Annotated in this window: 18 protein-coding genes; 3 read left to right on the top strand and 15 right to left on the bottom strand. The window is 73.8% G+C overall.

Features of this window, described 5'->3' with window-relative positions; genetic code table 11:
* Positions 1 to 12 precede the first annotated feature (12 nt).
* The 14 genes from OG974_RS16550 to OG974_RS16485 form a co-directional block, all read right to left on the bottom strand.
* Positions 13 to 1,032: an FHA domain-containing protein gene (locus OG974_RS16550; RefSeq protein WP_371643582.1), complete on the bottom strand. Its 1,020-nt coding sequence runs from the start codon at positions 1,030 to 1,032 to the stop codon at positions 13 to 15.
* Positions 1,033 to 1,085: 53 nt separating this feature from the next.
* Positions 1,086 to 2,411, bottom strand: coding sequence for a VWA domain-containing protein (locus OG974_RS16545; protein WP_327283476.1), 1,326 nt, complete (start codon positions 2,409 to 2,411; stop codon positions 1,086 to 1,088).
* 44 nt (positions 2,412 to 2,455) lie between these two features.
* Positions 2,456 to 3,622, bottom strand: a complete 1,167-nt coding sequence (locus tag OG974_RS16540) for a protein phosphatase 2C domain-containing protein (protein WP_371643580.1) — start codon at positions 3,620 to 3,622, stop codon at positions 2,456 to 2,458.
* A 384-nt stretch (positions 3,623 to 4,006) separates the two neighbouring features.
* Positions 4,007 to 6,769, bottom strand: a complete 2,763-nt coding sequence (locus OG974_RS16535; RefSeq protein WP_327283474.1) for a tetratricopeptide repeat protein — start codon at positions 6,767 to 6,769, stop codon at positions 4,007 to 4,009.
* Positions 6,766 to 8,031, bottom strand: a complete 1,266-nt coding sequence (locus OG974_RS16530; protein ID WP_327285647.1) for a hypothetical protein — start codon at positions 8,029 to 8,031, stop codon at positions 6,766 to 6,768. Before OG974_RS16530 ends, OG974_RS16535 begins: the two co-directional genes overlap by 4 nt.
* Positions 8,032 to 8,126: 95 nt before the next feature.
* Positions 8,127 to 9,200: a glutamate ABC transporter substrate-binding protein gene (locus OG974_RS16525; protein WP_371643577.1), complete on the bottom strand. Its 1,074-nt coding sequence runs from the start codon at positions 9,198 to 9,200 to the stop codon at positions 8,127 to 8,129.
* Positions 9,201 to 9,205: 5 nt separating this feature from the next.
* Positions 9,206 to 10,606 (bottom strand): hypothetical protein, encoded by a 1,401-nt coding sequence (locus OG974_RS16520; protein WP_371643575.1) that lies wholly within the window; start codon positions 10,604 to 10,606, stop codon positions 9,206 to 9,208.
* 178 nt (positions 10,607 to 10,784) lie between these two features.
* Positions 10,785 to 11,813, bottom strand: coding sequence for a BadF/BadG/BcrA/BcrD ATPase family protein (locus tag OG974_RS16515; protein WP_327283473.1), 1,029 nt, complete (start codon positions 11,811 to 11,813; stop codon positions 10,785 to 10,787).
* On the bottom strand, positions 11,804 to 13,069 hold the full coding sequence (locus tag OG974_RS16510; RefSeq protein WP_327283472.1) for a 6-phospho-beta-glucosidase: 1,266 nt from the start codon (positions 13,067 to 13,069) through the stop codon (positions 11,804 to 11,806). The genes OG974_RS16515 and OG974_RS16510 overlap by 10 nt, the downstream gene beginning before the upstream one ends.
* Before the next feature lie 5 nt (positions 13,070 to 13,074).
* Positions 13,075 to 13,911, bottom strand: a complete 837-nt coding sequence (locus OG974_RS16505; protein ID WP_329313550.1) for a carbohydrate ABC transporter permease — start codon at positions 13,909 to 13,911, stop codon at positions 13,075 to 13,077.
* Between the two features lie 2 nt (positions 13,912 to 13,913).
* Complete coding sequence (locus tag OG974_RS16500) at positions 13,914 to 14,876, bottom strand: carbohydrate ABC transporter permease (protein ID WP_371643572.1); 963 nt, start codon at positions 14,874 to 14,876, stop codon at positions 13,914 to 13,916.
* A 5-nt stretch (positions 14,877 to 14,881) separates the two neighbouring features.
* Positions 14,882 to 16,213 (bottom strand): ABC transporter substrate-binding protein, encoded by a 1,332-nt coding sequence (locus tag OG974_RS16495; RefSeq protein WP_371643570.1) that lies wholly within the window; start codon positions 16,211 to 16,213, stop codon positions 14,882 to 14,884.
* Positions 16,214 to 16,347: 134 nt separating this feature from the next.
* Positions 16,348 to 17,643, bottom strand: coding sequence for an ROK family protein (locus OG974_RS16490; RefSeq protein WP_371643568.1), 1,296 nt, complete (start codon positions 17,641 to 17,643; stop codon positions 16,348 to 16,350).
* Between the two features lie 160 nt (positions 17,644 to 17,803).
* Positions 17,804 to 18,895: a mechanosensitive ion channel family protein gene (locus tag OG974_RS16485; RefSeq protein ID WP_327283467.1), complete on the bottom strand. Its 1,092-nt coding sequence runs from the start codon at positions 18,893 to 18,895 to the stop codon at positions 17,804 to 17,806.
* Positions 18,896 to 19,157: 262 nt separating this feature from the next.
* Here OG974_RS16485 and OG974_RS16480 point away from each other — a divergent pair, with 262 nt between their 5' ends.
* Positions 19,158 to 19,694, top strand: coding sequence for an HNH endonuclease (locus OG974_RS16480; protein ID WP_327283466.1), 537 nt, complete (start codon positions 19,158 to 19,160; stop codon positions 19,692 to 19,694).
* A 181-nt stretch (positions 19,695 to 19,875) separates the two neighbouring features.
* Here OG974_RS16480 and OG974_RS16475 read toward each other — a convergent pair whose 3' ends face one another.
* Entirely contained in the window at positions 19,876 to 22,947 is a 3,072-nt protein-coding gene (locus OG974_RS16475) for a beta-N-acetylglucosaminidase domain-containing protein (RefSeq protein ID WP_327283465.1), read from the bottom strand.
* A 132-nt stretch (positions 22,948 to 23,079) separates the two neighbouring features.
* On the opposite strand from OG974_RS16475, the gene OG974_RS16470 reads away from it, so the two are divergent.
* Both OG974_RS16470 and OG974_RS16465 read left to right on the top strand, forming a co-directional pair.
* Positions 23,080 to 23,373: a hypothetical protein gene (locus OG974_RS16470; protein WP_327283464.1), complete on the top strand. Its 294-nt coding sequence runs from the start codon at positions 23,080 to 23,082 to the stop codon at positions 23,371 to 23,373.
* Positions 23,374 to 23,395: 22 nt separating this feature from the next.
* Complete coding sequence (locus OG974_RS16465; RefSeq protein ID WP_371643565.1) at positions 23,396 to 25,471, top strand: 4-alpha-glucanotransferase; 2,076 nt, start codon at positions 23,396 to 23,398, stop codon at positions 25,469 to 25,471.
* Positions 25,472 to 25,489: the final 18 nt, after the last annotated feature.

Genomic DNA, 25,489 nt, shown 5'->3' with positions numbered 1-25,489 from the left:
AGCGTCCCGGGATCAGCTCCGGCGGATGGTGATCGTGGTCCAGGCGCCCACGTGGACCCGGTCGCCGTCGGAGAGCGGGATCGGGACGTAGGGCTGGATCGACTCCTCGCCGCCGTTGATGGTGGTGCCGTTGGTGGAGTTCTGGTCCACTACCGCCCAGCTGAGGTCGGGCTGCTGGACGAGCACCGCGTGCTGGTGGGAGACGCCCGGGTCCTCCGGGGGCACCGACAGGTCGATGTCCGGGGACTCGCCCGTGGAGGCGCGGCGACGGCCGATCGTGATCTGACCGCCGGAGAGCGGAAGGTGCTGCTCCGGGGAGTAGGCGGGCAGGTTGAGCGCGGCCGCCTCGGGGCCGCTGCGGTGCATCATCGCCATGAAGTACGAGCGGTCGGGGCCGATCGTCGCGCTCCAGGCGCCGGTGCTCTGGGGCGGGAACGGCTGCTGGGGCACGTGCTGCTGCTGCGCCTGCTGAGGCTGCTGGTACTCGTGCGGCTGCTGGTACTCCGACAGCTGGTACTCCTGCGGCTGCCGGTACTCCTGCGGCGGCTGCGGCTGGACCTGCGGCTGCTCGTGGGCCGGCGGCGGCAACAGCCAGTCGTCCTCGCGCTCCAGGGGCTCGGCCGGCCGGTTGACCCGGGACGGCCGGGAGCCCTGGTACTCGAAGTGGTCCTGTGAGAACGGCGCCGGGGCGGGCACCGGAGGTGCGGGCGGCGCCGGAGGCGGAGGCGGCGGGGTGGCCCCGGCGCCGTTCCCGCTGACGGCTCCCGCGTCCGTCCCGAGCGGGGTGTACGAGGTCGCCGAGCGCGTCAGGAAGTTGTACCGGCACTCCTCGCAGAACGGGGCCATGGCCTCGCGCGGGGTCCGGCACTGCGGGCAGAGCTCCGCCTGGGCGGTCGGCTCACCGGTAGTGGGAGGGTAGCCGTAGCCGTAGGAAGGCGCCGCGGGCGCACCCGCGGCGGCAGCCATGCGGTGGCCGCAGACCTCGCACCAGTCGTCGGAGGCGGACTGGTGCCCGTTCGGGCAGGTCGGCATGGCGGCTCTTCCCCCTTCAGCCTGCGTCATCGCGTCAGGTCTTCTCAGGTCTCTCAGGTCTTCTTCACTCGGACGGTCTGGATCGAACGCGTTTCGAGGGTCATCTCGTCGGCATCCGCGACCTTCGCCTTCAGCCGCACAGTACCCGCCGCCGCATCGACGACATCCACCACCTTCGCGAGCAATTTGGCCGTGTCCGCGTTTCCGGAGGCGCTGGCCAGTTGCACGGCACGGCCGAGCTTGGCCGTGGCGCCGTCGACATCGCCCAGTTTGCGCGCTTCCAGCCCCTGTTGGATAGCCTGCGCGAGCTCCGCCTGCCCCGTGTAGTGGGCGACCTGCGGATTGATGGCGGTGGAGGCGGCCAGATCGTCCGTCCACACGGCCCGGACCAGCCCCTGCGCGAGGGTGGCCGGCGGCTCGCCCGGCGCGCCGGGCTGCAGGAGCGTGGCCCGGGCGGCCAGCATCTCCTGCCCGACGGACGCGGCGGGGACCCGGACGCACACGTGGTACTCGCGGGACTCGTCGCCCCAGGACCCGGTCGGGTAGTCGCCGGCGCGCGGGCCCGCCCCGGTGCGGCGGTCGCTGAGGTCCTGGACGGTGGGCGCGACCTGTTTGACGTACTGGATCTCCACGCCGACGGGGGTCCACAGGCGCAGCGCGACGTCCGCGACCTCCTTGCCCATGACGTTCTCCATCATGAGCGTGAAGTCCTCGGTGAGGTGCGCCGGGTCGGCGACGATGTCCGCCGAGCCGAGGAGGGCGCTCGCGATGCCGGTGACCTCCTTGACCTCCCAGTCCGTCCCCACTCCGCGCGCGTCACAAGTGAAGCGGCCCGCGCAGGCGTCGAGCGTGGCGCGCAGCACGGCCGGGTCCTCGTGCTCGTTGCGGCCGTCGGTGAGCAGGATGCCGTGCCGGATGGCGGCGGAGGACTGGCGCAGCAGGCCGTCGGCCAGGCGCAGCCAGGTGCCGATGGCGGTCCCGCCGCCGGAGCTCAGGCCGCGCAGGGCCTCCCTGGCCTGGGCGCGGGTGGCCGGGTCGGCGACGGCGAGGCGGCCCTGGCCGGGATAGACCTCCTTGGCCACGTGCGTACCGGCGATGACGGCGAACGCGGTGCCGTCGCGCAGGGTGTCGATCGCGGCGGCGGTGGCCTCGCGGGCGCCGCGCATCTTGTCCGGCGGGTACTCCATGGACCCCGAGCAGTCCACCATGATCACGACGGCGGCCGAGCCGTGGGCGGACGCCGCACGGGTGGCGGTGGCGCCACCCGTGGACGTGACCGTGACGATGGCGTGGACGTCCCGCCCGCCCTCGGGGAGGAACTCGTTCTGGTACACCTCCACGCTGAAGCGCGGGGCGCTCGGCTTGGCGAAGTTCGCCATCGGTTGGACTCCTCGGAGAAGGACTGGGTGCGGGTGCGGGTGGATCAGGCCTGAGGGCGTGCTTCCGCTTCCGTTTTCGGTTCCGCTTGCGGCTGTTCCGGCCCCGACGGCGCGGCGAACGGGACGACGGCCACCGTGACGTTGTCGTGGCCGCCCCCGTCGAGGGCATGACCCACCAGGACCTGTGCGCTGTGCAGGGGTCGGGCGGCGGCATCCGGGGGCAGCACGTGGGCCATCTCCTGTGCGGACTCCGCGTAGTTCCACAGGCCGTCGGTGCAGACGACCACCACACCCGCGTGGTCCGGCTTGAACGTGGCGGTGTGCGGCTCCAGTTCGTACGCGTCGGCCCCGAGCCAGCCCGTGATGGCGTGCGCGCGGACGTCGGCGTACGCCTCGGCCTCGCCCATCAGCCCGGCCGCGACCATCTGCGCCGCCCACGAGTCGTCCTCGGTGAGACGGCGCGGCAGCGCGTCGCGGTCGTCCGGGACCCAGTACGCGCGGCTGTCGCCGACCCAGCCGATGGTCAGCAGGCCGCCGCTGACGACGGCTCCCACCAGGGTGCAGGCGGGGGCGTTCTGCGCGCCCGGGACGTCCGGGGCCAGGGTGTTCACGGCGGCGGCCGCGGCCAGGATCGCGTCGTGCATGGCCTCCTGGGGGTGGGCGCCGCGCGGAAGGGCTTCGAGCAGGGCCTCGTTGGCGGCGCCGGCCGCGGCGGCCGATGCCTCGTCGGGACGGCTGGCGGAGGAGACGCCGTCGCAGACGATGGCCACCGTGGCGGCCGAGCCGTCGGGCAGGGCCGTGGCGGCCACCGCGAACGAGTCCTCGTTGCGGTGGTGTCGCAGCCCCCGGTCGCTGACGGCGGCGACGCTGCCGAGCTCCTCCTCCAGGTGGTCGCGCTCGCGGGGCTGGGCGTGCCCGCAGTGCTCGCAGTACCCGTCGGTGTCGACCCGCCCGGCCCGGCAGGCCACGCAGGTCTTCCCGCCGTCCGCACTGCCGGTCGGCTGCGCGCTCGTGGAGGCGTACGGGTCCTCGTGCCCGGGGCCGACACCGCTGTACGGGGCTTCCGGTGCGCCCCACGGGGTCCCCTCGGGCGGGGTGGGGGTGCTGTCGGGCCGGTCGTGGCGGATCTCGCCGCCGGCCGCCGGATCGGGCGCGCCGTACGAGGAGCCCTGCGGCGGTACGGGGGCGGCCCCGGCGGCGGGCGCGGCCACCGGCGGCGGTGGTGCGACGGGCCGTGCGGCAGCGGCAGCGGGAGGTGGCACCGGACCGGACCGGGGCGCCGGCTCCCCGCCGGGCCGGGCGGCGGGATCTGCCGCCGGCGACCACTCGGCGCTTTCCCCGACCAGCGTGGGCGCCGCCCCGGCCGCGACGTTGCCCCACCCGGGCGCGGGCTCCGCGAAGGCGTATCCCCCCGTCGGGCCCGCCGAGGAGGGTGGGGCGGGCGGGAGCGTCGGGATCGGGAGCGTCGGGTCGTCCCGGGACACGGGAGGGGGAGCGGCGGACACGGGCGAGCCGCAGACCCCGCAGAAACGGTCACCCTCCTCAAAGGGCTCCGCGCAGCTGGGGCAGCCAGACGGCCGATGCATCGACATCACTCACACCCACGTCCGGGGACGGAAACGGTTTGCCCGCTCCACCAGTTCGATCCTGTCCTCGCCCCGCTGCGCCAGCCGCGCGAGTACGCGGTACGAGCGCTCCAGGCCGAAGCGCAGGCCCCGCTCGTCCAGTTGACTGCCGAGCAGCGAGGTCCGGCCGGGGTCGGAACCCCGGCTACCTGACAGTACCCAGTCCAGGGCCGAGCCCAGAACCTCCGTCGACAGCCGTTCGTGGCGCACCGCGTCCAGGCCGAACCGCTCCAGCGCCTCGACCTGCGCGGCAGCCGCCGCGAGATCGGGCAGCAGGGGCTCCTCGGGAGACCGGTCGCGCAGGCGTGCCCGTACCGCCGCCACCCGTGCGGCGGTGTAGTGGATCGATGCCTCCGGCACGGACTCCAGCGTGCGCACCGCCCCGGGCCGGTCGCCCGCGGCGAGTTGGACACGGGCCAGCCCGAACGCCGCGCTGACGAACCCCGGGTCGGTGATCCAGACCAGCCGGTAGTACTCGGCGGCGTTGTCCAACTGCCCCAGGATCTCCGCGCACAGGCCCAGCGCCAGCTTCGGTGCGGGCTCGCCCGGGAAGGCGTCGTAGATGGCGTCGAACGACAGGGCCGCTATCTCGTCGTCCCCGGTGGCCAGCGAGGCGATCCCGCGGGCCCACACCACCCGCCAGTCGTCCGGATGTCGGCCTTCCAGGTCGGTCAGGGCGGCCCCGGCCGCGACGAGTTCACCGAGCTCCAGCCGGGCCCGCAGTTCGCGCAGCCGCAGTTCGGCCGAGTCGGCGGGCGCCGAGCGCAGGGCGCCCAGCAGGTCACCCGGGGCGGAGGCCAGCAGTCCGGCCAGGAAGCCGGCGTTGGGGTCGCCCGAGTCCACCAGCGGCACCGGCAGGGCCAGCGCCATGCCCCGGGCGTCGAGCGCGGCCAGTTCGGTGGGCCGTACGGCCGGCCCGGGTTCCGCCCCGGCCGCAGCGCTCGCCCCGGCCGCAGCCGTCGGCGGGGCCTGCCGGGCAGCCGGCACCGGGGCCCGGCGGCCGGCCGGGACGCCCGCGGCGGGGTCGCCGGCCTTGTGCGTGGCCGTGGTCCCCAGCGGCGCGGACAGGGCCGCCGCCCCCGCAGGCCCGGCGGGAAGCGGGGGCACCACCGCCCCCGCGGCCGCCGGAGCGGGCGGGACCGCCGACGGAACGGGCCTGCGGCCGAGCCGGAGGCCGCCGACCGCGGGACCCGGCAGGGCCCGAGCGCCCAGGCGGGAGACCTCGGCCCCGGCCCCGTCGGCGAACAGCCGGGTGTCCGGAACCCGGACCTCCGGCCCGAAGAGCGTGGACAGCTGTGGCCGCGGCCGGCCCGTCTGCAGGGCGACGACCTCCCGCAGCACGCCCGTGAGCTGGTCCGCCATCTCCTGCGCGGACGAGAACCGCCGGTCCGGATCGGGATCGGTCGCCCGGACCAGCAGCCGGTAGAAGGACTCGTACCGCCCGAACACCTCGATGTGCTCCGGATCCGGCAGCGAATCCACGAACACGTTCGTGTAGCCCTGGAAGTCGAAGGTCAGGACGGCCAGCGTCCGCGCCACCGTGTACAGGTCGGAGGCGACCGAGGGACCGAGTTCGGCCACCTCGGGCGCCTGGTAGCCCACGGTGCCGTAGATGGCCGACTCCTCGTCGTCCATCCGGCGCACCGCGCCCATGTCGATCAGCTTCAGCTGGTCCTGCTGCTGGATCGCGTTGTCGACCTTGAAGTCGCAGTACAGCAGATTCCTGCTGTGCAGGTGCCCGAGCGCCTCCAGCGCCTCGATCCCGTACGCGCAGGCCTGCTCGACCGGCAGCGGATCGCGCCGGCCGTCGGGCCTGCGCCGCTCGTTCGCTATCTCCTTCAGCGACTTGCCGCCCACGTACTCCATGACGATGTACCCGTCCAGCGAACCCGTCCGCTGGTCCAGGTGCTCCACGAAGTTGTAGATGCGCACGATGTTGGAGTGCTCGATCTCCGCGAGGAAGCGCCGCTCCGAGATCGCCGCGGCCATCGCGTCCTGGTCCCCGGTGTCCAGCAGGCCCTTGAGCACCACCCACCGGTCCGAGACGGCCCGGTCCACCGCCAGGTACACCCAGCCGAGGCCGCCGTGGGCCAGGCAGCCCGCCACCTCGTACTGGCCGTGGACGACCTCCCCCGCGCGCAGCTTGGGCACGAAGGAGTACGGGTGCCCGCACTTGGTGCAGAAGCCCTCGGTCCGGCCCGGCCGGTCACCACGGGACCGGCCCACCGGAGCCCCGCAGTCCGAGCGGGAGCAGAACCTCTTGCGCTCCGGCACCTCCGGGTTCTCCAGCACCGCCGCCGATGGATCCGGCCGCGGCACCTCCGGGACGTTGACCAGCCCGGCGCCCAGCCGGCTGCGCCCCGAGGGCCCCGCCGCCGAACCCGAACTGCGCACCGACACCGAACGGGTGGACGCGGCCCCCGACAAGGAGCGCGAGAGCCGGCCCGACACCGAGCGCCGCGAGGAGGACGAACGCGAGGACCGCGAGGACCGAGCCGATGCCGAGGTCGACCCCGACCGGCCCGATCGGTCCGAGCCCCGGGAGCCGTGCGAGTCCCCGTGCCGGGCCGCGCTCGTCATTCCCGTCGGCGGTGAGACCAGCTCCTCCGCGCCCGCGGCGACGGAGCCGACCGGAGCCAGACCGCAGGTGTCGCAGTACAGCTCGCCGTCGCCCATGTCCTCGTACGACCCCGGGCAGCCGGGGCGAACGCACGCTGTTCCGACCAGACTCATGCGTCCTCCTTCCCCGGCCCCTCGGGCCGGTACTGCGGCTGCGGCGGTGCCAGTGACTCGGCCGCGGCCTGTTGGTAGCGCAGCACGGCCTGCTCGGCGGCCCGCAGATCGCAGGGCGCGCTCCACAGCATCCGCCGGGCCGCGTCGTACCGCTCGATCAGGAGCGGATCCTCCGCCATGCCGTGCCGGGCCACCTTCGCCTTGTACGCGTCCAGCCGCCCGCGCAGTTCCGCCCGTACCGCCAAGGGCGCCGTCACCGCGGTCAACGATTCGCGGGCCCGTCGCAGTTCCTCCTCGGCCCGTTCCTCCAACGAGTCCAGCAGCGGCGAGAGCCGGTGCCACTGTGCCTGGCGCCGGTACTCGGCCGCCGCCGCCAGCTGCTCCTGGAGCGCCGTCGGCGGACCGCTCACCACAGGCACCTCCGATGCCGCGATCTTCGCCAGCACCTCGCCGCGCGCGGTCCGCGCCTCCGCCAGGGTCCGGTCGGCCCGCGAGAGCACGTCCCGCAGGGCGATCAGCCGCTGCTCGGCATCCTGGCGCACGGCCAGGACCGCCTCGATCTCCCGGCGTACGTCCTCCAGCGCGACGGCGGCCCGGTCGTAGCGGGCGGTGTCCGGACGGCCGCCGCCGGGCGCAGAACTCCCGGACACCGGCTGCCAGAACGCCAGGGGATCCGCGATCACCTGCTCCCGCAGCCCGGTCAGCTCGGCGGTGATGGCCTCCAGGTCGTCGCCCGAGGGGTGCTCACCCGGGCGGACCCCCACGGAGTGGGCCAGCGAACGCGTGCGGTGCAGTTCGGCGGCGAGCAGGTCGATGCGGGCCGGTAGCGCCGACCACACCGAGTCGGCGGCCACCACCACGTCCAGCGAGCTCGCGTACAGCTCGTTCATCCGCGCCACCAGCTCGGCCAGAGAGAGCCGCTCCGCCAGCGCCACGCCCTCCGCCGCGGCACCCGCGATCAGCACGCCGGGCCCGCGCAGCCGCTCGGTCAGCTCGATCAGCTCCTCGCGGCCGGGCCAGCGGCGTCGCTCGCGGATCTCCCGGGCAGCGCCCAGCGCCCCGCTGTAGGCGTCGAAGTACGTCCACAGCCGGGTGATGGCGGCATCGGCGGCCGCCCAGCGCTCCTTGGTGACGCCGGTCAGCCCGGCCCCTTCCAGCAGCCGGCGCCCCGCATGGTCCTGGAGGGCGAGCAGCGAGGTCTCGACGGCTTCGTGCTCCGCGCCGAGCCGGGCCAGGGCGCGGTCGACGTCGTCCCGGTCCATCACTGCCGACTGCGCCTCCACAGACCCCGCCTCCGTATTCCTGACATCGGGCTCCGACTCTCCCCCACGAGCGGGAGGTACTTCCACCACCGGCCTCAGCCGTCCCGGTACTTCGGCGCGGGCGGTCCGGCCACCCCGGGCAGAACGGGCTTGAGGTGCGTCACGTAGGCCTGCATCCAGGGGCTGTTGTCACCACCGGCGCGGTAGTTCTCCAGCACCTTGTTGACCCGGCGCACCAGGTCGGAGGCGTCCTTCTTCATGGCCACCCCGTAGAACTCCTTGGTGAAGGGGGAGCCGACCAAGCGCACCGACGGGTCCTGCGCGGCCTGGCCGGCCGCGAGCGCGTTGTCCGTGATGATGCCGTCCACCTCGCCCAGCTGGAGCCGGACCAGGCAGTCGAGCTGGTTGGGCACGCTGACCGGGACCGAGCCGTACGGCTGGGCCTTGAGCGCCGCCTCCGCGGTCGAGCCGGCGGCGGTGCAGATCCGGCGGCCCTTCAGGGAGGCGTCGTACCCGGTGATCGGTGAGCCCTTGGGTGCCAGGACCTGCTGCCCTGCTTCGAAGTACGCCGTCGAGAACGCCACGTCCTCCAGGCGCTTGCAGTTGATCGTCATGGTGCGCACGACGACGTCGACGCGGCCGTCCTGGAGCGCGGGCACGCGCTGGCTGGTGGGGATGGCCCGGTAGATGACCGCGTTCTCGTCGCCCAGGATGTCCTTGGCGATGGCTTTGACCAGGGCGATGTCGAACCCGTCGAGGCGGCCGTCGACCGGGTTGCGGTAACCCCACTTGAAGCTGTTCTGGTCCACGCCCGCGACGAGCTTGCCCGCCTTGCGGATCCGCTCGATGGTAGGCCCGTCCACGGCGGACGGGCTCAGGCTGGCCTCCGGGTCCTGGCAGGTGTCGGTGAGCGTCCAGGGCGCCGGGGCGGCCGCCATCGAGGCGGGTTCGCGGACCAGGGCCGGGTGGCCGGTCTCCGGGGCCGCATGGGCCAGCGGCAGCAGGACGGCCGCGGCCGTCACCGCGCAGGCGGCGGCCATCGCGCTGACCCCACCCCAGCCGCGCAGCCGCGCCGCCGAACGGCGCACCCAGGACGCTCCGGCCCGCCCGTCGGGCCGGCCGGTTCCGCCGTCGTGGCCCTCGGCGTGGGACTTCACGCGTATCCGCATCGCTGTCACCTGTACTCCGAAAGCCGGCGGCCGATGCCGAGCAGTGCCGCCGCGGCGCCGACGACCGCCAGGGCCGCCGAACCCGTTACCAAACCGCCCAGCGCACCGAGCCCGCCCCGAGCCGCCCCGGTGAACTCCTTCTGCTCATGGGCCACTGCCTGCTCCAGGGACGCGTCCACCGTGTCGAACGAGGCCCCGCTGCTGTCCTTGTGGTCCTTGTCCCCGATGACCTGGGGCAAAGCGTCCTGGTAGTCGCCGCGCAAGTCGGTCTCCCGGGCCGCCGCGTGCCGCTGCTTCCACTGCTTGACCCCCTCCACGGCGCGGGCGACCGGCTCCCGCCCACTGCTGTCGTCGGCGAGCCGCTGCGCCGTCGCCAGCCCCGCGTCCAGCTCCTTCATCTCACTCGTGAAGTCCACGTCGTACTTGTCGGACTTGTTGTCGGCGGCCAGTACGGCGCCCCGGGCGATCAGCGTCAGGTTCTCGCTGGCGCGCGCCTGGAGCGAGGCGATGCGCGCGTCGTTGAGCACCTTCAGCGACTCCTGCCCGTCCGATCTGGCCTCGGCCAGCTCCGACCGGGCGACCGTGTGCCCCACGAGCAGCCACATCAGCACCACCAGCGAGGCGGCCGTCGCCGCCACCAGACCGTGGTTGAAGACCCGGTTCGTCCGGCGGTAATTGCGGCGCTGCGCCCACGCCAGCGCGGCGAGCGCGAGCAGGCCCGTGCCGAGCGAGGCCAGCGGCAGCGATCGGGCGTCGTCGTAGTCCGTGTAGAGCCGGTCCGTCTCCGCCTCGTACAGGCGCTGCGCGGCGGGCAGCAGCTGGGTGCTCATCTGCTCGTTGGCGTACCGCAGGTAGGCGCCGCCCAGGGGCAGGCCCTGCTTGTTCGTGGCCCGCGCCTGCTCGATCAGGCCCGTGTAGCGGGGCAGCTGCTCGCTCAGCAGCGCGATCTGCTTGCGCGAGTCCTCGTCCGCCCCGGTGTTGGCGGCCGCGTTCACCAGCAGCTTCGAAGCGTTGGAGATGTCCTTCTCGTACCGCTGGCGCACCTCGCGCGGCTCGTCGCCGCCGGCCAGGAAGCCGCTGGAGGAGGCCGTGTCGGCATCCGCGAGCGAGCGGTAGATGCTCGCCGCGTCCGCGCTCAGCGGCTGGCTGCGGCCCACCACGTCGTCCGCGGCGCCGACCCGCACGGAGATCTCCCACACGGTCACCGCGCCGAACAGCAGCACCAGCGCGGCCAGGACCGCACCGATGATCCGCAGCCGGCCGGGCTCGGTCGTCGCCGCCGCGCGAAGCCGCTCGACACCTTCGGCCCAGGCCGTACCGCGCCGGGGAGCAGGCCCCGCCGGCGGACCCGCGGGCGGCACGGCGACAGCGCCCCCGGGCGCGGGCGCGCGTGATGTGATGGCCACCTGACCTCCCCCTCGGTCCTCTGCTCCGCAGCAGTATGGCCGTAGTGACGGTCGACCACATCACCCGGTCGCGGATCTCGGGCGATCCACCCCCCTGTGCGCGCCGACCCCACCCCTTCACCGTGAATACGTCCCCACGGCCGCCACGGTTCCAGACCCGGAGCCTTCCGGGGCGGGTTCACCCGAAATGGGCACGGAGTTTTCCCTGGGCCCCGGGCAGTGCCCCGAGCGCGTCCAGCCCCAGCAGCCCCGCCCCCAGCACCGGCGGGGCCGCGACCACCGACACCCGGGCGTGCGGAGCCCGCCGCGCCAGCCCCGCCGCGATCCGCCCGTCCAACTGCTCGTGACCGGCCGTGAGCACGCCCCCGCCGAGCAGCACCGGAGCCTCCTCGTCCAGCAGGTCCAGCCGGGCCAGCGCCACCGACGCCAGCGCCACCACCTCGTCCGCCTGCCGCTCCACGAGCGCCGAGGCCACCCGATCGCCCGCAGCGGCCACCGAGAACAGCACCGGCACCAACTCGTGGGTCCGCCGCTGCGCCAGGGCCCCCAGGTGCAGCGCCTCGATCAGTTCGGCCATCGAGTCGAGCCCGAAGTGCCCCGGCAGCGCCGCCGCCAGCTCCGTCGTCCCGCCGCGGCCGTCCTCCGCCCGCGCCGCCCACCACAGGGCCTCCGCGGCCAGGCCGCCCCCACCGCCCCAGTCCCCGGAGAGCTGGCCGAGCGCCGGGAAGCGGGCCGTGCGCCCGTCGGGCCGCATCCCCACGCAGTTGATGCCGGCCCCGCACACCACCGCGACCCCGCACGGCGGCCCGGCCCCGGTCAGCCCGGCCCGCAAGATCGCGAAGGTGTCGTTGAACACCTCCGTGGCCGCGCCCCATCCCCGCGCGCCGATCGCTTCCGCGAGCTGCCGTTCCTCCACCGGCAGATCCGCATTGGCCAAACATGCCGAGACCTGGTCGGCGTACGGCGCACCGGGCGCCGGACGGGGCAGCGAGGCCGCCTCGGCGGCCTCGGCGACCGCCTTCCCCAGGACGTCGAGCGCCGCCCCGGTGCCGGTCCGCTGCGGCTGGAAGCCGCCCGCGCGCCCGGTGCCGAGGACCGTGCCGTCCGCGGCGATCAGCGCCGCGTCCGTCTTGCTGTTGCCCGCGTCGATGGCCAGGACGGCGGGCCGGGAGGGCCGGTCGCTCCGGGCGGCACCGGTCACGCCCATGGCAGGTGCTCCTTGTTGTGCGCCAGGAGCCGGTCGGTCAGCCCCTCGGCGAGGTCGAACTGGCCGACCAGCGGGTGCGCCAGCAGCGCCTTGAAGACCCGCTCGCGACCGCCCCGTACGGCCGCGTCCAGCGCCAGGTCCTCGTACGCCGTGACCTGCGCGACCAGTCCGGCGTACAGCGGATCCAGCCTCGGTGCGGCCAGCGGCGCCGCTCCGGACCGGTCCACCCGCGCCTGCACCTCGATCACCGCGTCGTCCGGGAGGAACGGCAGGGTGCCGCGGTTGAGCGTGTTGACGACCTGCACGGCGCTTCCTCCGTCGCCCAGCAGGGCGGCCGCCAGGTCCACGGCCGCCTCCGAGTAGAAGGCCCCGCCCCGCTTGGCCAGCAGTTCCGGCTTCTCGTCCAGTGCGGGATCGGCGTACAGGCCGAGCAGCTCCCGCTCCATGGCGCTCACCTCGGCGGCCCGCGAGGGCTTCGTGCCCAGCTCGCGCACCACCGCGTCGTGCGCGTAGAAGTACCGCAGGTAGTACGACGGTACGACGCCCAGGCGGTCCAGCACCGCGCGCGGCATCCGCAGGTCCTCGGCGACGGCCGCGCCGTGCTCGGCGAGCAGCCCGGGCAGCAGGTCATCGCCGTCGGGGCCGCCCTTGCGCACCCCCAGCTCCCAGGTGAGGTGGTTGAGCCCGACGTGGTCGAGGTGGATGTCGGCCGGGGCCAGGTCCAGCAGCGCCGCGAACTTCCGCTGGAAGCCGATCGCGACGTTGCACAGGCCGACGGCCCTGTGCCCGGCCCGCAGCAGGGCGCGGGTGACGATCCCGACCGGGTTGGTGAAGTCGATGATCCAGGCGTCCGGGTTGGCCCGCCGAACGCGCTCGGCGATGTCCAGCACCACCGGTACCGTCCGCAGCGCCTTGGCGAGCCCGCCCGCACCGGTGGTCTCCTGCCCGACGCAGCCGCACTCCAGGGGCCAGGTCTCGTCCTGCAGCCGGGCCGCCTGCCCGCCGATGCGCAGCTGGACCAGGACCGCGTCGGCCCCGTCGACGCCCGCGTCGAGATCGGCGGTGGTGGTGATGCGCCCCGGATGCCCCTGCTTGGCGAAGATCCGCCGGGCCAGTGCGCCGATCAGCTCCAGCCGCTCGGTGGCGGGGTCGATCAGCACCAGCTCGCTGACGGGCAGGGTGTCGCGCAGCCGCGCGAAGCCGTCGATCAACTCGGGGGTGTAGGTGGAACCGCCGCCCACCACTGCGAGTTTCATGGGCACTAGCCTTTCACTCCGGTCAGGGTGACGCCCTCGACGAACGCCTTCTGGGCGAAGAAGAAGAGGACGATCACCGGCGCCATGACCAGCACGGTCGCGGCCATGGTGAGGTTCCAGTTGGTGTGGTGCGCCCCCTTGAAGGACTCCAGTCCATAACTGAGGGTCCAGGCGGCGGGGTTGTCCGAGGCGTAGATCTGGGGGCCGAAGTAGTCGTTCCAGGCGTAGAAGAACTGGAACAGCGCCACAGCGGCGATCCCCGGCTTGGCCATCGGCAGGACGACGCGCAGCAGGGTGCGGAGCTCTCCGCAGCCGTCGACCCTGGCCGCGTCGAGGTACTCGTCGGGGATCGTCAACAGGAACTGGCGGAGCAGGAAGATGGAGAAGGCGTCGCCGAAGGCCATCGGGATGATCAGCGGCCACAGGGTGCCGGACAGGTCGAGCTGCTTGGCCCAGAAGAGGTACATCGGGATGACCACCACCTGCGGCGGCAGCATCATCGCGGCGATCACCAGCAGCAGCGCCAGCCGTCGCCCGCGGAAGCGGAACTTGGCGAGGGCGTAGGCGACGGGCACCGAGGAGATCACGGTCAGCAGTGTGCCCAGTCCCGCGTACAGGAGCGTGTTGCGCCACCAGGTCAGGAAGCCGGGGGTGTGCCACACCTTGGCGTAGTTGCCCCATTCCCAGGTGTCGGGCACCAGGTCGCGGGTCAGCGCCTGCTGGTCGCTCATCAGGGAGGTCAGGAAGAGGAAGACGAACGGGAGGACGAAGAACAGGGCGGCCGCGACACCGAGGGCGTGAACGCCGATCCAGTGGAGGACGGGCTTGTGGTTACGGCGCATGCTCAGTCACCCGTTCCGATCAGCCCGCCACGGCGGCGCATCAGGAGTGCGGTGAAGGCCATGGAGAGGGCGAACAGGACCAGCGCGACGACGCACGCGGCGCCGTAGTCGAAGCGCTGGAAGCCGACGTTGTAGATGACCTGGGGGAGGGTCAGCGTGGACTTGTCGGGGTAGCCCGGCTCGAACTGCTCGCCCGAGCCGCCGATGACACCCGCGGCGACCTTTCCCGCCACCAGGGGCTGCGTGTAGTACTGCATGGCCTGGATGACCCCCGTGACCACCGCGAACAAGATGATCGGCGAGATGTTCGGCAGCGTGATGTGCCGGAACCGCTGCCAGGCGCCGGCCCCGTCCAGCTCGGCGGCCTCGTACTGCTCCTTCGGGACGTCGAGCAGCGCTGCCATGAAGATCACCATCAGGTCGCCGACCCCCCACACCGCGAGGACGGTGAGCGCGGGCTTGGACCAGTCGGCGTCGGTGAACCAGCCGGGGGCGGGCAGGCCGACCGCGTCCAGCAGGGTGTTGACCGGGCCGGTGCCGGGGTTGAGCAGGAAGACGAAGGCCAGCGTCGCGGCCACCGGCGGGGCCAGGTACGGCAGGTAGAACAGGGTCCGGAAGATGCCCGCCCCGGTCTTGATCCGGGTGATGAGCAGGCCGGTGCCGAGCCCGAAGACGACCCGGCAGCCCACCATCACCACGACCAGCCACAGGGTGTTGCGCATGGCCGGCCAGAACAGGGGATAGTCGGTGAAGACGTACGCCCAGTTGTCCAGGCCGTTGAAGACGGGCGGGCGGAAGCCGTCGTACTTCGTGAAGGAGAAGTACGCCGTGGAGACGAGCGGGTAGGCGAAGAAGACGGCGAACCCGATCAGCCAGGGCGACATGAAGGCCGCGGTCCGCAGGGCGGACCGCCGGCGCTTCGCACGCAGCGCGGGCGCGGAGGGGCCGGGCGCAGTGGCGGTCATCGGGGCTACTTCGCCTTCGCGATGTCCGTGTCGATCTGCTGGCCGGCCTTCGCGAGGCCGGCCGGGACGTCGGCGACGTCGCCCTTCTCGACCGCGTACGCGAGGTCCTGGAAGGTCAGCTGGTAGGTGCCGCCGTCGGCCTGGGCCGGGGTGGTGTTCGACTTCGGGTGCCGGGCGATGTCGAGGAAGGTCTTGAACTCCGGGGTGACCTGGAGGTTCGGGGATTCCAGGGCGGCCAGCGTCGAGGGCACGTTGTGGATGGCGTTGGCGAAGGCCACGACCGCCTCGGTGTCGGTGGTCATGTACTTCACCAGCTCCCAGGAGGCGTTCTGCTTCCTGCTGCCCGCGGCGATGCCCATGATCGTGCCGGAGAGGTATCCCTTGCCGTAGTCGGCGACCTGGTCGTCCGGGACCGGCAGCGGCGCCGTCCCGATCTCGAACGTGACCCCGGCCTCCTTGGCCATCGCGGCCCGCCACTCGCCGTCGACCTGCATCGCCACCTGCCCCTTGTGGAAGGGGTGCTCGGCGCTCCACTCGTCGCCGAAGGTGCTGCGGAACTTCTCCAGCTTCTCGTAGCCGCCGAGCTTGGCCACCAGGTCCTTCTGCGCGGTCAGCATGCTCGCGAAGGCCGGATCCTTGGCCAGGTTGGACTTGCCGTCGGCGCCGAAGTACGTCGGGCTCCACTGTGCGGTCAGGCGCACGGGGGCATTCTCGTAGCCGTGGAAGGTCGGCATGACGCCGAGCTGGTCGTACGAGTCCCCGTCGGTCTTGGTCAGTTTCTGCGCGGCCTCGGTGAACTGGCTCCAGGTCTTCGGCGGTTCGGTGATGCCGGCGGCCTTGAACGCGTCCTTGTTGTAGACGAGGCCGTACGCGTCGTTGAGCAGCGGCAGCGTGCACTGGTTGCCGTTGAACTGGGTGTACTCCAGCAGGGCCTTGGGGAAGACCTTCGCCTTGTCGACCCCGGACTTGCGCAGGAACGGGTTCAGGTCGGCGAAGGCTCCGGAGTTGCAGAACTTGCCGACGCTGTCGGTGGTGAAGGAGGAGACCACGTCGGGAGCCTTGTCCCCGCCCGCGCGCAACGCCTGGTTGATCTTGTCGTCGGTCATGTTGCCCGTGACCTTGACCTTGATGTTCGGGTGGGCCTTCTCGAACCGGGCGATGTTCTCCTCGATCGCCTTGACCTCGCTCGGCGCGGACCAGCCGTGCCAGAAGTTGAGCGTGACGTCCTTGGCCGGATCGTCGGCGGCCGCGCTGCCGCTCTGGCCCGTACACGCGGTGGCGAGGACGGATATCGCGGCGACGGCGGCCGCGGCGGTCAGACGGCGGTTTCTGGACATGGCGGTGCTCGCTCTCTGCGGGAGGAACTTCCGGGGGGTGTGCCAGGGGGTGCGGCGTCGCGTCGGGTGGTGCAGGTGTGGGTGCAGGTGCAGGTGCTGGTGCTGGTCGTACGGGCGGAGGGGGCCGGGGCCCGTCAGCGGCGGGAGGTGTCGAAGACTTCGTCGCGGGTGGTGGCGAGGGCGCTCTCCAGCGCGCCGCGCAGTACGGGCCGCTCGCGCACGGTGCCGGACACCAGGCGCGGCCGGGAGGGGGCGAGATCGGCGAGCTCGGCCTCGACGAGCTCGCGCAGCACGTCCCCGCCGGCGGCGGTCACCGCGCCGGACAGGACCACGATCTCCGGGTCCAGTACGGCGACCAGCGAGGCCAGACCGGTGGCGAGCGCGGTGGCGTACTGCTGGAGGAGCCGCAGGTTGGCCCCCTCGGGGTGCTCGGCGGCCTGCGCGAGCAGCGCGACCGCCGCGGCGACCAGCGCGGCCCCCGACCCGGCTTCGCGCCCGGCGCCGTGCCCCGATCCCGCTTCGTGCCCCGGCCCCGCTTCGTGTCCGGCCTCGTGCCCCGGCCCGGCTGCGGCGCCGGGCGGCGGCGCGATGCCCAGGGCAGCCGCCATCCCGGGCACCACCTGTGCACCGGCCAGCCCTTGGTAGCCACCGGAGTTGACCCGGGTGACCTGCCGGACCAGGGGATGGCCCGGCACGGGCAGGAACCCGACCTCGCCCGCGCCGCCGGTCCAGCCGCGGTGCAGCCGGCCGCCGAGCACCAGGGCGGCGCCGAGGCCCTCCTCGTTCCACAACAGGACGAAGTCGCCGTGGCCGCGGGCCGCGCCGAGGCGCTGCTCGGCGACCGCGGCCAGGTTCACGTCGTTCTCGTACTCGAGCGGCATCGGCAGGGCCGCCGCCAGCTCCTCCAGGAGGGTGGGGGAGTGCCAGCCGGGGAGGTGGTCGGCGTAGCGCAGGGCCCCGGTGCCCGGGTCGAAGGAGCCCGGGGTGGCAATGACGACCCGGTGGATGTCGGAACGCTGGAGGCCGGCGTCCTTGACGGCCTCGCCGAGCGCCCGGGTGACCCGGTCGACGGCCGCGGTGCCCTCGGCGTACGGGAGCTCGTGGCTGCCGGTGACCTCGCCGGTGAGGTCGGCGACGGCCGCGACGATACCGTTCGGGGTGACGTCCAGTCCGGCGACGTGGGCGGCGCGCGGGTTGACCCCGTACAGCTGGGCGCTGGGGCCGGGGCGGCCGCCGGAGGTGCCGGAGGCCACGACGAGTCCGGCGGCTTCGAGGCGGGCCAGCAGCTGGGAGGCGGTGGGCTTGGAGAGCCCGGTGAGCCGGCCGATCCGGGTGCGGGACAGGGGCCCGTGCTCCAGCAGCAGGTCCAGCGCCGCGCGGTCGTTCATGACGCGGAGCAGGCTGGGCGTTCCGGGGGTGGTGCCGGTCATGAGCGTTCTCTCCGTCATCGGGTCATCGGGTCATCGGCGCACGCCGTGGGCAAGAACTGTTAGGTAAGTTTCCTATCGGTGTTCGAGCCGTGTCAATGCCGCTGCCCCCGCAGAAATGAACCTGCGGGGGCAGCGGCGCGACGCGTTGGGAGAGGGAGCGCTACTTGGTGATCCGGGGGCTGCCGCTGGCCGGCGACGGGATCGGGGTGGTGGCCAGGGACTGCGGGGATGCCGGGTTGGCGAGCGCCGACGGCGCGGCCACGGCGGCCGTCGGGTCGGCCGCGGCTTCGTCCTCGTCGCCGTCGACGGCCGGCTGGCCGCCGATGATCCGGATGCCGGCCTCGTCGAAGGCCTCCTTGATCCGCCAGCGCAGCTCGCGCTCCACGGCGAACTGCTGGCCGGGCATCGTCCTCGCCGACACCTTCACCGTCATCGAGGCCAGCAGCACCTCGTCCAGGCCCAGCACCTCCACCGGGCCCCACAGGCGCTCGTCCCACGGGGACTCCTTCGCCATGTTCTCCGCGACGTGCTTGACCACCTCGCGGACCCGGGTCAGGCTCTCCGACGGCTTGATCTGGACGGCCACGCCCGCGGTCGCCCAGCCCTGGCTCAGGTTGCCGATCCGCTTGATCTCGCCGTTGCGGACGTACCAGATCTCACCGTTGTCCCCGCGGAGCTTGGTGACGCGCAGGCCGACCTCGACGACCTCGCCGGAGGCCACCCCCGCGTCGATCTTGTCGCCGACGCCGTACTGGTCCTCAAGGATCATGAACACGCCGGACAGGAAGTCCGTCACCAGGTTGCGCGCACCGAAACCGATCGCCACGCCGGCCACACCGGCGCTCGCGAGCAGCGGGCCCAGGTTGATGCCCAGGGCGCCGAGCACCATCAGCCCGGCCGTGCCGAGGATCAGGAACGAAGCCACCGAACGCAGGACCGAACCGATGGCCTCGGAGCGCTGCCTCCGCCGCTCGGCGTTGACGAGCAGCCCGCCGAGCGCCATGCCCTCGACGGCCTCGGCGCCCCGGTTCATCCTGGTTATCAGCTTGGTCAGCGACTTGCGGACCAGCGAGCGGAACGCGGCCGCGATCACCAGGATCAGCAGGATCTTCAGGCCCAGGTACAGCCATCCGGCCCAGTTCTCCTCGATGAAACTGGCGGCGTTCGTGACGCTCTCGTGGGCCTCCTTCACCGAAGCGGCCGGGTCCGGGGTGTCGGCTGCCAGGGGCAGCAGGGCGGCAGGCCAGGGCACGACGGGAACCTCCAGGTGTAGCGGTCTGCCCTCTGAAAGGGGTGTGCGGGGCAGGCCTTCCACACTAACGGGGCATTCCAGTGACCCTGTTGCCGTGTTCGAGGGAGAGACCAGGCTCACCCGGGGATGAACCCGGTGTGGTTGAAAACACCTCGGACCCGTTACGGGCGCGTGGTGGCGCTTCGACCAGCCCTAAGGAGAGACTGGAGAGCAGATCGTCCCGGCGCGAGCCACGCGCCGCCGGCGTACAAGGAGGCAGTCCGTGCCGCACGTCCTGGTCCTCAATGCGTCGTACGAGCCGCTCGGCGTCGTACCGCTCCGCCGCGCGCTCGTCCTCGTCCTGGAGAACAAAGCCGTCTCCCTGGAAGAATCCGGCGCCTTTCTGCACAGCGCGACGAGAGTCGTCCCCGCGCCCAGCGTGGTCCGGCTCAAGCGCTTCGTGCGGGTCCCCTACCGGGGGCCCGTTCCGCTCACCCGCCGCGCACTCTTCGCCCGGGACGGCGGCCGCTGCATGTACTGCGGCGGGGTCGCGACGAGCGTCGACCACGTGATCCCGCGCAGCCGCGGCGGGCAGCACGTGTGGGACAACGTGGTCGCCGCATGCCGGCGGTGCAACCACGTCAAAGCGGACCGGCACCTGCTGGAGCTGGGCTGGCGACTGCGCCACCAGCCGGCTCCGCCGTCCGGTCTGGCCTGGCGGATCATCGGGACGGGGCACCGGGACCCGCGCTGGATGCCGTACCTCCAGGCCTACGGCGCGGAGGACGCCCTGGACCGCATCGGCGCGGCGGCCTCCTGACCGGCCGGACCGACGGACCTCGCGCCCGCTGACCTCGGCCCCGGACACCCGGGCCCAGGGTCCGCGGGCCCGAGGGCCCGAGGTCTGCGGATCCGGTGCCGGCCACCGCAGTGCCGGCCACCGCAGTGCCGGCCACCGCAGTGCCGGACGGCGGCCACCGACGCCGGTCACCGGACGGCGGCTACGGGACGGCGGCGTAGGCCTCCGCCGAGAAGAGGCTGCAGCCGAACCGGGTGGCGCGCTTCTCGCAGGTGATGCGCACGAAGCGGGCCGGCGCAGAGGCGTCCAGGCGGACCGTCTCCAGGCCTCCGCGCGACGCCGCGACCGCACCCGCCGGCCGCCAGGTCGTGCCGTCCGCAGAGGTCTCCACCCGGTACGCCGACGGGTACGCCTCCTGCCAGTGCAGCACCAGCTTGCCGACCCGGGCCGCGGCCGGGAGCTCCGCCTGCCACCACGCGCCGTCCACCGGCGGGGACGACCAGCGCGTCGTCGCGGAGCCGTCCACCGCCGCCGAGGCCGGGAACGCCGGGGTCTCGTTCCCCGACGACGAGGCCCGCGCCGAGCGGAACAGGTCCGGGCCGCCCGTGCGCGGGACCGCCCGGACGGTCAGCGTCCGGGTCTGCCCCGCGAAGGTGACCGACACCGGGTAGCTGCCCGCCGGGGTGCCCGCCGGGACCGTCACCGACACCGGCACCGTGACCCGAGTGCCCCGCGGAGCCGTCGCTTCCGCCGGGAGCTTCACCTCGACCCCCGGCGGGGCCGTAGCCGCCAGCGGGCCCTTGACGCCGCCCGGGCGAAGCGCCGACAGCTGCGCCGGCACCACCTGCGCGGCCCCGCCGATCTCCACGTCCACGGCCTGCGCCAGTTCGAACCCGACCTCCGGCCCGTCCGCCAGCCACGGCACCACCTGGTGCACCGCCGGAGCCGGCAGTCCCGCCCACGACAGCCGCACCGCGTCCGCGCCCACGCCGCCGACGTCCGCCTGGGTCCAGCCCGACGCCGAGGCGTCCGCGACCTTGCGCCAGCCCTCGCCCGGAACGTGCGCCTCCACCGCCGCGCCCCGGCTCCCCGGCGGGAGCGGGTCCGTCATCACGGTCACCACCGACACCGGCCGCACCGCGTTGAGATGGACCGTGAACGAGTCCGGCTCCCGGGACACCGTGCCCGTCTGGCGGGCCGCTCCCGTCCACGCGTCCGCCTCCGCCACCGCCTGTGCCAGGAAGGGGTCCAGTACGGCCTTGTCGACCCGGGCTGCGCCCGGGTCCGCGAGCGCCTTGCGGGCCGTCGCCAGATCCTGCGAGGCCTTCCACGCTGCCGCCCCGTCCCCGCGGGACTGGGCCCGCAGGAGGTCCACCGCCAGCTCGCCCGCCGTTCCGTACGCCGACAGCCGCGCCAGCCACGGCCCGGCCTCGGCCGACAGCCCCGGCAGTCGCGCGGGCGCCTCCCGCAGGGCCGTGAACGCCGCCCGCAGCCTGTCCCCGGCCGCCTGGTCGCCCGAGCCGCGGGTGCGCCAGAACTCGTCCACCAGCGGGCGCAGGTACGCCGACTCCTGCTGGCCGAGCCCCGAGGAGGCCGTGTTCCCGGCCAGCCCGGCCAGCGAGCGGCGGGCCGCCTGGTCCGGGCCCGCCAGGTCGGAGACCGCGGCCGCCCAGGACTCGCCCGGCCGGTAGCCGTTCGGGTTCCACGCGAAGTCCGCCGCCGTGAACAGCGGGATCCGCGACAGGGCGGCCTGCGGCATCGCATTGGCCAGCAGGGCCGCCGAGCCGCCCGCCACCGCGGCCTCCCGGCCCGTGTACGGGCCCAGGAAGACCCGGCCCGGATCCCAGTCGTTGACCGGGTAGTTGTCCATGGTCACGAGCGGGTGCTGGCCGAAGGCGCTGCGCGCCCCCGCCAGTTCGTTGCCGGTGATGGTCCGCGGCACCACGCCCACGCCCGTCCAGGCGACCTCCACCCGCCCGTCGAGCCGGCTCGCCAGGGCGGTCCGGTACGTGGTCGCGCCCTTCTGGTGGTACTCCGTCGGCATCAGCGACAGCGGCGCCGCGCCCGGGTGCCGGGCGGCGAGGTGCGCCGCCAGTTCGCCGGCGACCTCGGCGTGCGCCTTCGCGGCGGCCGCCGGACCCGTCCCGTACCGCACCCGGTCGGCCCGACAGCCCCATTCGGTGTAACTGACGTCCTGGAACTGCACCTGGAACGCCCGGAAGCCCAGGTCCCACATCGCGTCCATCTTGCGCGCCAGCGCCGCCCGGTCGGCCGCCGAGGCCAGGCACATCGACTGCCCGGGGTTCACCGCCCAGGCCAGCACCACCCGGTTGGCGCGGGCCCGCTCGGCCAGCTCCCGGAACTGCGCCTGCTGCGCCGCCGGATAGTCCTCGCGCCAGTTGGAGGTCCGGTACGGGTCGTCGCCGGGCGCGAGCAGCAGCCGGTTCTGCTTGGTCCTGCCCATGAAGTCGAGTTGCGCGAGCCGCTGGTCCTGCGTCCACGGCTGCCCGTAGAACCCCTCGGTGGTTCCGCGTACGGGTGCGGTCGGCCAGTCCCGCACCACGACCCCGGGCACCTTCCCGGCGCCGGGGCCGCCTGCGGCCAGCACCTGGCGCAGCGTCTGCGCCGCGTGGAACAGGCCGTCCTCGCCCACACCAGCCAGCGCGACCGTGTCCCGGCCCGCGGCCTTGCCCACGGCGAGCCGGTAGCCGCCGCTCGGCAGTTCCGCGGCCGTGGCTCCGGCTCCGGTGCCGAACGCACCCAGCGCCCGCAGGGCCTCCTGCGCCTGGGGTCCCTGGAGCCGTACGACGGTGCCCCGCTCGGGCAGCGGCTCTCCCGGCGCCGGTTCGTGCAGGGCCCGTACGCCCGCCTCGCGCAGCGCGGTGCGGACCAGCCCGACCGCGTACGGATCGGCGTCCGGCGCCGCCACCAGGACGGCCTCGGGGCCCAGCGGGACCTCGCGCGCCGCATCGGCGGTCATCGACTGCGGGCGCGGCCAGACGGCCGGGCCCTCGGAGGCTGCTCGCGGCACGTCGGCGCCCGGGTCGAGGACGGGCCCGCCCGCAGCCCCCGCCGCGGTGGCGGACGCCGGTCCGCCGGCGCGCGCACCGCCGGCTCCGGCCGCAGGTCCGGGGCCGTGGTCCGGTCCGGGGACGGCCGGCGAGCCCGGCAGCTCGAACATGGCGGGCGACATGACGAACACCCCGCCCCCCAGCAGCGTCCCGATGACCGCCACCGCCGCAGCCGTCGTCCGCTTCCTGGCCCTGAGCTGCACGAAGCCTCCTCGCCCCGAGTCGTTCCCCGGTCGTACGAATGACCCCGAGCCCACCACCCGTGCGCCCGGAGTGTCAATGTGGGCGGGTGTTCTGACCTGGATACGCCAGGAATGCACCGCTGCCCACGGGGTATGGCTGCGTTGTTCCCGGCGGTGTTCCATGGCCCTGACCCACCCTCAGCACCCCTTACGGAAGAAGGAGCAACCGCCGTGAACACCGCACCCGGCACCCGAACCGCCCCCGCCGCCCCGCCGCTCGCCCACCTGCCCGCGCAGGCCGGGCCCGCCGAAGGGCCCCTGACCAGCGAGCCCCCGCTCGCCGGTTCCGCACACGCGCCGCTGACCAGCGAGCCCCCGCTCACCGACGAGGCCCCGCTGACGAGCGAACCGACCACGCCCGCCGCGGCCGCCGCCGCAGGCGACTAGACACAAGGACACGGGTATTCACATGGACGACCTCGCCCGGCTCGCGGCCCTGCACGGCGTCGCCACCACCTACCAGCCCGCCGAGGACGTCACGGTCCGGGTCCCGGAGGCCACCGTGGCCGCCGTGCTGCGGGAGCTGGGCGTGGACTGCGACACCCCGCAGGCCGTGCGGGGGCACCTGGCCGACGCCGACCGCGAGGCGGCGCAGCGGCTGTTGCCGCCCGTGCTGGTGTGGTGGGCCGGGTCGCTGCCGCCCGCCGAGCTCACCGCGCTGCCGGCAGGGACGCGGATCCGGCTGGAGGGCGACGAGGCCGGAGGCTGGCTGCCGGGCGAGGACTCCGGCGGGGAGCCCGCCCGGGACCCGGCCCAGGACCCGGACCCCGGCCCGGTTCCGGCCCCGGAACCGGAACCGGCCCGGGTGCCGCCGCTCGGTGTGCACCGGCTCATCGCCGAGGCCCCCGACGGTCGCACCGGGGCCGCCACCTTGATCATCGCCCCGGAGCGGGCCCCCGCCGCGCCCGAGCGGGCCCACGGACTGCTCGTCCAGCTGTACTCCCTGCTCTCCGAACAGTCCTGGGGCATGGGAGACCTCGGTGACCTGGCCGCGCTCGCCAGCTGGGCCGGCCGCACCCACGGCGTCGGCTTCATCCAGGTCAACCCGCTGCACGCGGCCGTGCCGGGGACCCCGACCGACCCCTCCCCGTACCGGCCCTCCTCGCGCCGCTTCCCCGACCCGGTGCACCTGCGGATCGAGGACGTCCCCGAGTACGCCGACTGCCCGGACTCCGACGCCCTCGCCGAACTCGCCGCCCGGGGCGGGGAACTGCGCCGCGAGGTCCTGGAGAAGGGCGCACTGATCGACCGGGACGCCGTCTGGGCCCTCAAGCGCGCCGCCCTGGAGCTGCTGTACGCGGTCCCCCGCACGCAGGAACGGGAGGCCGCCTACCAGGTGTTCCGCGCCGAACAGGGAACGGAGCTGGACCGGCACGCCACGTGGTGCGCCGAGCACGCCGGCGACGACCCGAGAGCCGGGGCCGACTTCCATCGCTGGCTGGTCTGGCTGACGGACACCCAACTCAGTGCGGCCCAGCTGGCCGCCCGCGAGGCCGGGATGGCGGTCGGCATCGTGCACGACCTGGCCGTCGGGGTGCACCCGAAGGGCTCCGACACCTCCAGCCCGTCCCTCTATGCGACGGCCGTCAGCGTCGGCGCCCCGCCCGACGCGTTCAACGCGCGCGGCCAGGACTGGAGCCTGCCGCCGTGGCGGCCCGACCGGCTCGCCGACGACGGATACGCGCCGTTCCGGGACCTGTTGCGCGGGGTGTTCCGCTACGCCGGGGCCCTGCGGATCGACCACGTCATGGGCCTGTTCCGGCTCTGGTGGATCCCGGAGGGGGCGCCGCCCGCCGAGGGCACGTACGTCTCGTACGACGGCGAGGCGATGCTCGCGGTCCTGGTGCTGGAGGCCCACCGGGCCGGGGCCCTCGTGATCGGCGAGGACCTCGGGACGGTGGAGCCGCGGGTCCGTCGGGCGCTGGCCCGGCGAGGGGTGCTCGGCACCTCCGTGCTGTGGTTCGAACGGGACTGGGCGGGCGACGGACAGCCGCTCGCACCCGAGGCGTGGCGGGCCGACTGCCTGGCCACCGCCACCACCCACGACCTGCCGCCCACCGCCGCCAAACTGGCCGGCGCCCACGTGGAACTGCGCGACCGGCTCGGCCTTCTGACCCGCCCCGTGGAGCAGGAGCAGACCGAGGACGCCGCGGACACCGCGCAGTGGCTGGACGTACTGGAGCGGCTCGGTCTGGACACCAAGGGCGAGGAGGCCGCCGTACGGGCCCTGTACGGCTTCCTGCTGCGCACCCCCGCCAGCCTGGTCGGCGTATGGCTGCCCGACGCGGTGGGGGACCGGCGTCCGCAGAACCTGCCGGGGACCTGGGACCAGTACCCCAATTGGCGGCTGCCGGTGGCCGACCCGGCGGGGCGGCCGCTGACCCTGGAGGCGCTGGCCGCCTCCCCCCGGGCGAACGCCCTGCTGGGAGCGGTGCGGGAGGGGGTGAGTGCCCGTACGGCACCCCCGGGCGCGCGCCGCGTTTAGGTGTTCGCTACGTTTGCA

The sequence above is a fragment of the Streptomyces sp. NBC_00597 genome, assembly GCF_041431095.1.
Taxonomy (GTDB): Bacteria; Actinomycetota; Actinomycetes; order Streptomycetales; family Streptomycetaceae; genus Streptomyces.
The sequence above is the reverse complement of the archived record's forward strand: the minus strand, read 5'-3'. Positions and strand labels throughout refer to the sequence as shown.

Bases quoted from the DNA above. Each gene is read 5' to 3' on its own strand.
- OG974_RS16550 (WP_371643582.1), bottom strand. From the start codon at position 1,032: ATGCCGACCTGCCCGAACGGGCACCAGTCCGCCTCCGACGACTGGTGC.
- OG974_RS16545 (WP_327283476.1), bottom strand. From the start codon at position 2,411: ATGGCGAACTTCGCCAAGCCGAGCGCCCCGCGCTTCAGCGTGGAGGTG.
- OG974_RS16535 (WP_327283474.1), bottom strand. From the start codon at position 6,769: ATGAGTCTGGTCGGAACAGCGTGCGTTCGCCCCGGCTGCCCGGGGTCG.
- OG974_RS16530 (WP_327285647.1), bottom strand. From the start codon at position 8,031: ATGGACCGGGACGACGTCGACCGCGCCCTGGCCCGGCTCGGCGCGGAG.
- OG974_RS16525 (WP_371643577.1), bottom strand. From the start codon at position 9,200: ATGCGGATACGCGTGAAGTCCCACGCCGAGGGCCACGACGGCGGAACC.
- OG974_RS16515 (WP_327283473.1), bottom strand. From the start codon at position 11,813: ATGGGCGTGACCGGTGCCGCCCGGAGCGACCGGCCCTCCCGGCCCGCC.
- OG974_RS16510 (WP_327283472.1), bottom strand. From the start codon at position 13,069: ATGAAACTCGCAGTGGTGGGCGGCGGTTCCACCTACACCCCCGAGTTG.
- OG974_RS16505 (WP_329313550.1), bottom strand. From the start codon at position 13,911: ATGCGCCGTAACCACAAGCCCGTCCTCCACTGGATCGGCGTTCACGCC.
- OG974_RS16500 (WP_371643572.1), bottom strand. From the start codon at position 14,876: ATGACCGCCACTGCGCCCGGCCCCTCCGCGCCCGCGCTGCGTGCGAAG.
- OG974_RS16495 (WP_371643570.1), bottom strand. From the start codon at position 16,213: ATGTCCAGAAACCGCCGTCTGACCGCCGCGGCCGCCGTCGCCGCGATA.
- OG974_RS16490 (WP_371643568.1), bottom strand. From the start codon at position 17,643: ATGACCGGCACCACCCCCGGAACGCCCAGCCTGCTCCGCGTCATGAAC.
- OG974_RS16470 (WP_327283464.1), top strand. From the start codon at position 23,080: ATGGCTGCGTTGTTCCCGGCGGTGTTCCATGGCCCTGACCCACCCTCA.
- OG974_RS16465 (WP_371643565.1), top strand. From the start codon at position 23,396: ATGGACGACCTCGCCCGGCTCGCGGCCCTGCACGGCGTCGCCACCACC.